This is a genomic window from Shewanella sp. GutDb-MelDb, assembly GCF_002836075.1.
In the GTDB taxonomy this organism is placed as follows: Bacteria; Pseudomonadota; Gammaproteobacteria; order Enterobacterales; family Shewanellaceae; genus Shewanella.
Genome location: NZ_PJBM01000218.1, coordinates 1 through 6,578 on the forward strand (window position 1 = coordinate 1; position 6,578 = coordinate 6,578).

Genomic DNA, 6,578 nt, shown 5'->3' on the forward strand with positions numbered 1-6,578 from the left:
CCCACAACAATAGATTCAAGTATGTATAACAATATCAATGATTTATTTAAAGTGTCTTTTAGTGCACATGCTAAAAAAGCAGCCTATATTAATATGGGACATAGCTTATCCTATCAAGATCTTGAAAGTAAAAGTAACGCTTTTGCTGCTTATCTACAATCTGAACTAAAAATGAAAAAAGGCGAACGAATCGCCTTGATGATGCCTAATTTATTGCAATATCCCATCACTATTTTAGGTGCATTAAAAGCAGGACTCATTATTGTCAATGTTAATCCACTTTATACCCCTCGAGAGTTAAAACATCAATTACGAGACTCAGGGGCCAGTGCTATTGTTGCTGTCACTAATTTTGGTAATAACCTGCAGCAAATACTGCATGAGACTAACATTAAGCATGTTATTTTAACCAAAATTGGCGATGAGTTAGCTATTCATAAGCGTACATTGGTTAACTTCCTTATCAAACATGTCAAAAAAATAGTGCCTAAATATCATATTCCTGACGCTATTTCATTGCGTAGAGCGTTAACCGAAGGCAAAAAACTTCCCTTTATTGATCCCCAAATAAAAGTAGATGATTTAGCATACCTCCAATATACAGGTGGAACGACGGGTCCTGCGAAAGGGGCAATGCTTACTCATAGTAATATTATTTCTAACGTTCTACAGGTTCATGCTCATTTTAGCCCAAGAACCTTATATGATAAGGAATATGCAGTAACCCCACTTCCGCTTTATCATATTTTTGCCAACTCAGTGAGTATGATGTTTATGCTCTTTCTCGGTGCAACTAATTTACTCATTACCAACCCACGAGATATAGATGGTTTCGTAGCAGATTTAAGTAAATATCCATTCACTATGGTTTTTGGATTAAATACACTTTTTAATGGTCTAAACAATCATGCTGGTTTTCAGGAATTAGATTTTAGTCATGCTCGTTTTACTATTGCAGGTGGAATGCCGACGCAGAAACATATTGCTGACCGTTGGCAAGAGCTCACTGGAATGCCCGTCATAGAGGGTTATGGCTTAACTGAATGTTCCCCAGTGGTCGCGGCAGGGACTCATCAACAACAATCATTTATTTCTTCAATTGGCGTCCCTTTACCCAGCACTGAACTCCGTATCGTTAATGATGATAATGAACCTTTAGGTCCCAACCAAATTGGTGAAATTCAAATTAGAGGGCCCCAAGTGATGAAAGGCTATTGGCAACAAGAAGCCGAAACCAATACTGTAATGCATGCAGGAGGTTGGTTAAGCTCTGGTGATATAGGAAGAATGGATGACGATGGGATTTTTTATATTGAAGACCGTAAAAAAGATATGATTCTAGTGTCGGGATTTAATGTTTTTCCAACTGAAATAGAAGAAGTTGCAACACTTCACCCTCACATCATCGAAGCTGCGGCCATTGGCATTCCTGATGACGCCACAGGAGAAAAAGTTAAATTATTTATAGTACGCAAAGGTAATGTGACCGTTGAAGAGATAAAAAAACATTGTAGAAAATATCTTACCGGTTATAAAAACCCAAGGATAATCGAATTTAGAGATGAATTGCCAAAATCAAATGTTGGCAAGATCTTACGTCGAGAATTGCGAGATTCTTAGGAGCGATTGCTGACGTCCTAAGGATAACCGGCATATTTGGCATAGATATGAGGCGCAGTCGAGCAAATCCGACTAAACCTCATTCACATGCTGACTGATGATGCCGTCAACGACCATTTCAGCAATTTGGTGCAACTCATCTTTAGTCGCTCCCTCTGCAGCCTGTAACGACATCCCTTTAAATAACGTCATGATCAGTCGGGCCAACGCTTCAGGTTGGCAACTGTCGTTGAGTTCACCGCAGCTTTTAGCCAATTCAAATCTATTAATTATCGTGGCTTGATTTTTTTCTTTGCGATTATTGATAGCGATTTTTATTGATTCACTCGCTTCATTGCATGACAAAGTACTATTAATCAATGCGCAACCTTGGGGATGACTGGTGTCAGTAAATTGTGCTGCTGCACCAATCAATAATGCTCGAATGACATCGGCAATATGTGCATGTTGAAATGCGATATTAAACAATGAATCAGGACGATTCTCATACAATTCAATCGCTTTTAAAAATAGTTGTTCTTTATTACCGAATGCCGCATATAAACTGGGTTTTTTAATCCCCATGACTTCAGTGAGTTCACTTAAAGAAGTGCCTTCATAACCATTACGCCAAAATACATTTAGCGCTTGCTCGAGTGCGATATCGATGTCAAACCCACGAGGGCGACCGACACCAGCCGCTTTGATTTCTGTCATAAAAGTAGTCCTACATTAGCGATTCGATATAAATCATGCTCTTACATACCTATTGATGTTCCACATCAAATACCCGTCGGCAAGATACCAAACAATGAGCAGCATCTCAACTGCTGTTAATGCACTGCATAATTTACATACAAATATAGCTTAGCCAGCGCTATTTCATCGAGTACGAATCTGACTTACATAGATTATCAAGTTATATACCGAACGGTACATAAATGATTGACAAGATATCAACAATCTATATATTACCGTTCGGTACACAACATATGTTACCAAGCGGTACATATTTAGGTAAGCAGTAACTAACACCATAAAAATCAAGATAACCTTAGCGGTATTGGGAAAGGACAGTAACATGAACATGATTAAATCAATTCGAAGCCTCGTAATCATCAGCTTTTCAGCGTTTGTATTGGTTGCATGCAGCGAGCAAACCACCACTCAACAAACTCCACCAACCGCACCCAAGGTGAATGTTGCTAAGGTGCTTTACGAAAGTATTACCGAGTGGGACCAATTCACGGGTCGCTTGCAAGCTCCTGAAAAAGTAACACTAATCCCACGTGTTTCTGGCTATATTGAGTCAGTCAATTTTCAAGAAGGCACATTGGTCCAAAAGGGTGAGGTGTTATTTACCATCGACTCGAGTGTGTTTGTTACCGAGGTTGAACGCTTACAAGCAGAATTGACCAGTGCAACGTCCGTTCATCAACTCGCTAAAAATGATTTCGAACGAGCCAATAAATTATTCAATCAAAATGCAGTCTCAGAAGAGTTAATCGATACTCGTCGTGCCGGCATGCATCAAACCGCAGCGGCCGTGGCATCAGTAAAAGCAGCCTTAACGCGCGCCCAACTCAATGTTGAATATACTCAAGTTACCGCGCCAATTAGTGGACGAGTCTCATTTGCCAGAGAAACAGCGGGCAATTATGTCACTGCAGGTCAAACCCATCTCACCAATTTAGTCTCAACCACAAAAATGTATGCCTACTTTGATGTTGATGAACAAACTTATTTAAAATATGCCGCATTATCGACTGCAAATAAGCGTAACGATCCACGGTCAGGCACCAATGTTGTGTTTATGGCATTAGCTAACGACACTGGTTTTGGCCATCAAGGCAAAATCGATTTTGTCGACAACACGGTGGATCAACAAACTGGCACCATTAGAGTTAGAGCTGCATTTGCCAATCAAGATAATCGCCTATTACCCGGTTTATTTGCCCGAATTAGAGTTGCAGGTAGTGCAACATACCAAGGAATTTTAATTGACGATAAAGCCATTTTTACTGACTTAAACAAAAAATTCGTCTTGGTGGTTAATGACCAAAACATCCTTGAATATCGCAATGTACGCCTAGGTGAAAAACTTCATGGGTTACGCATTATCAGCTCAGGTTTAACCCCAACCGACACCATTGTCGTCAATAGTCTGCAGAAAGTGCGCCCCAACGTCACCATTGAACCAAACGTCACTGAAATGGCAGACAGTACTCAATTGAACCATATCCACCAAGCACAACGACTCCTCAATAGCCTTCCACTAACAGCGAATGTTGTAGTGCAAGCCAACCAGGGTTAAGGGAAACACACTATGTTGTCGCAATTCTTTATTAAAAGACCTATTTTTGCCTCCGTGCTATCACTACTATTTTTGATATCCGGTGCGCTGGCCGTATGGCAATTACCCATCACCGAATACCCTGAAGTGGTGCCACCTACCGTGGTTGTTACCGCAAGTTACCCAGGGGCGAACCCTAAAGTGATTGCAGAAACGGTTGCTTCACCCCTTGAGCAAGAGATAAACGGTGTTGAAAACATGTTGTACATGTCTTCGCAAGCCACATCTGACGGCCGTATGACGTTAACCATTACGTTCGCTATTGGTGCCGATGTCGACTTAGCTCAAAGCCAAGTACAAAGCCGAGTAGAGCGAGCTAAACCCCGCTTACCTCAAGAAGTGCAGCGTTTAGGTGTCGTAACCGAAAAATCATCGCCCGATTTGACCATGGTGGTGCATTTAACCTCGCCAGATAATCGTTACGACATGCTATACCTATCAAACTATGCGGTTCTTAACGTCAAAGACGAATTAGCGCGTATCGAAGGCGTAGGTAATGTACGGATATTTGGTGCCGGTGACTACAGTATGCGAGTGTGGTTAGACCCCAATAAAGTGGCGGCCTTAGGTTTGTCACCTAGCAATATTGTTGCGGCGATTCGAGAGCAAAACCAACAAGCTGCGGCCGGCAGTTTAGGCGCTCAACCTAGCGGTGAAAGTGATTTTCAATTACTTATCAACGTGAAAGGGCGTCTATCCAACGTCGAAGAATTTGAAGATATTATCGTTAAGGTTGGTCAACAGGGACAAATTAGTCGCCTAAAAGATGTGGCTCGCGTTGAACTGGGTGCATCAACTTATGCATTACGCTCAATGCTTGATAACAAAGATGCTGTAGCCATGCCCGTTTTTCAGGCTTCTGGCTCAAACGCCATTCAAATTTCTGATGATGTACGTACCAGAATGGAGCAGTTATCACAATCTTTCCCTGAAGGGTTAGCTTACGACATCGTCTATGATCCCACTGTATTTGTGCGTGGATCCATTGAAGCAGTCATTAAAACGCTACTTGAAGCCTTATTACTCGTGGTACTGGTGGTAGTGCTGTTTTTACAAACGTGGCGCGCCTCTATTATTCCATTAGTCGCGGTGCCAGTTTCACTGATCGGTACATTTGCATTCATGCATTTACTCGGGTTTTCACTCAATGCGTTATCACTTTTTGGTTTAGTATTAGCCATCGGGATCGTCGTCGACGATGCTATTGTGGTGGTTGAAAATGTTGAGCGAAACATCTCAGAAGGTTTAACACCCGTCGCTGCAACCCAAAAAGCAATGAAAGAAGTGACCGGTCCTATTGTTGCCACTACTTTGGTATTAGCCGCAGTATTTATTCCGACCGCATTTATGTCTGGTTTAACCGGCCAGTTTTATAAGCAGTTTGCCTTAACCATTACCATTTCCACCTTTATTTCTGCGATTAACTCTTTAACGCTAAGCCCTGCGTTATCCGCGTTATTGCTAAAAGGTCACAATGATAAAAAGGATCTGCTCACTCGTAGCATGGACAAAATGCTAGGAGCTTGGCTGTTCAAGCCGTTTAACCGCTTCTTCGATCGCCTGTCCACTGGTTACAGCTGGGTAGTGAAGAAGGTGATCCGTTTTGGCGCCGTTGTAGGAATAATCTATATCGGTCTCGTCGGTTTGACCGGCATGCAGTTTGCGTCGACACCAACCGGTTATGTGCCTGGCCAAGATAAACAGTATTTAGTGGCCTTTGCTCAACTGCCCGATGCCGCGTCGATAGAGCGAACAGAAGAAGTGCTCAAAGAGATGTCGAGCATCATACTCGAGCAACCGGGTATTGCCCATGCGGTCGCATTCCCAGGCTTGAGCATTAATGGCTTTACTAACAGCACCAATAGCGGTGTGTTGTTCACGCCATTAGATGACTTTGATGACCGTAAAGATCCCTCTTTGTCTGCAAATGCGATTGCTGCTGCATTGAACCAGAAATTTGCGTCCATTAAAGATGCCTATATCGCCATTTTCCCACCACCACCAGTACAAGGTCTAGGCACCATTGGTGGCTTTAGATTGCAGATACAAGACCGTGCCAACTACGGCTATGAAGAACTGTACAGTGTCACCATGCAGGTGATGCAAAAAGCGTGGGCAACGCCCGAATTAACGGGAGTATTCTCCAGCTATCAAGTCAATGTGCCGCAACTTGATGTCGATATAGACCGTACTAAAGCAAAGCAACAATCAGTTTCATTGGATGAGTTATTTCGAACCCTACAAGGGTATATGGGGTCTGTTTATGCCAATGATTTCAATCAATTTGGCCGAACTTACCAAGTCAATGTACAGGCGGATGAGCAGTTTAGACAAACCCCTGAACAAATTTCTCAGCTTAAAGTTCGTAACATGAAGGGTGATATGGTGCCGATTGGGTCATTCATCAATGTCACCAACACGGCGGGGCCCGATCGCGTCATGCACTATAACGGTTTTACCACTGCAGAACTGAACGGCGGCGCTGCGCCGGGTTACAGTAGCGGTGAGGCACAAGCAGCGATTGAGAAGATTCTTGCTGAAACCTTACCAAACGGCATGACTTATGAGTGGACCGAAATCACCTACCAACAAATTCTGGCAGGTAATGCGGGCATGTATATTTTCC

General features: G+C 42.7%; 4 protein-coding genes. 3 read left to right on the forward strand and 1 reads right to left on the reverse strand.

Translation table 11 applies throughout. From position 1 onward, the window contains the following. Nucleotides 1-1,620, forward strand: a 1,620-nt coding sequence (locus tag CXF82_RS10600) for an AMP-binding protein (RefSeq protein ID WP_102044179.1), incomplete at its 5' end; no start/stop codon positions are given. A gap of 72 nt (nt 1,621-1,692) precedes the next feature. Here CXF82_RS10600 and CXF82_RS10605 read toward each other — a convergent pair. Continuing rightward, entirely contained in the window at nt 1,693-2,316 is a 624-nt protein-coding gene (locus tag CXF82_RS10605; protein WP_102044176.1) for a TetR/AcrR family transcriptional regulator, read from the reverse strand. A 364-nt stretch (nt 2,317-2,680) separates the two neighbouring features. On the opposite strand from CXF82_RS10605, the gene CXF82_RS10610 reads away from it, so the two are divergent. Both CXF82_RS10610 and CXF82_RS10615 read left to right on the forward strand, forming a co-directional pair. Beyond that, nucleotides 2,681-3,913, forward strand: a complete 1,233-nt coding sequence (locus CXF82_RS10610; RefSeq protein ID WP_102044177.1) for an efflux RND transporter periplasmic adaptor subunit — start codon at nt 2,681-2,683, stop codon at nt 3,911-3,913. A 12-nt stretch (nt 3,914-3,925) separates the two neighbouring features. Next, nucleotides 3,926-6,578, forward strand: a 2,653-nt coding sequence (locus CXF82_RS10615) for an efflux RND transporter permease subunit (RefSeq protein ID WP_102044178.1), incomplete at its 3' end; no start/stop codon positions are given.